This window comes from Amycolatopsis bullii, assembly GCF_014654205.1.
GTDB classification, from domain to species: Bacteria; Actinomycetota; Actinomycetes; order Mycobacteriales; family Pseudonocardiaceae; genus Amycolatopsis; species Amycolatopsis plumensis.
The window spans coordinates 1-622 of sequence record NZ_BNAW01000117.1 but is presented as its reverse complement, the minus strand read 5'-3'; the positions used below and the strand labels follow the sequence as shown (position 1 = coordinate 622).

1 protein-coding gene is annotated in these 622 nt (G+C 63.2%); it reads right to left on the bottom strand.

Annotation, left to right across the window (positions count from 1 at the left end):
- The coding region (locus IE317_RS44150; protein ID WP_191317311.1) for a cbb3-type cytochrome c oxidase subunit I at positions 1-622 on the bottom strand (622 nt) is incomplete at both ends.

Below are 622 nucleotides of genomic sequence, written 5' to 3'. Positions count from 1 at the left end.
TCCGAGCGGATGCGTGGCAGCTCGAGGAAGTTGTGCCGCGGTGGTGGGCTGGTGGTGGCCCACTCGAGGGAGTTGCCGTAGCCCCAGGGGTCGTCGACGTCGATGGGTTCGCCGTAGCGGTAGCTCTTGAAGACGTTCCAGATGAACGGCAGTACCGAGAGCCCGAGGATGAAGGCGCCGATTGTGGACACTGTGTGCATCCAGGTGAAGCCGTCGCTCGAGAGGTAGTCGGCGTAGCGGCGCGGCATGCCCGCGTCGCCGAGCCAGTGCTGGATGAGGAACGTCGTGTGGAAGCCGATGAACGTCGTCCAGAAGTGCCACTTCGCCAGCCGTTCGTCGAGCATCCGGCCGGTGATCTTGGGGAACCAGAAGTAGATGCCGGCGAAGGTCGCGAACACGATCGTGCCGAAGAGGACGTAGTGGAAGTGGGCGACGACGAAGTAGCTGTCGTGGATGTGGAAGTCCAGCGGCGGTGAGGCGAGGATGATCCCGGTCAGGCCACCGAGCAGGAAGGTGACCAGGAAGCCGACCGACCACAGCATCGGCGACTCGAAGGTCAGCTGCCCTTTCCACATGGTGCCGATCCAGTTGAAGAACTTGATCCCGGTCGGCACCGCGATGA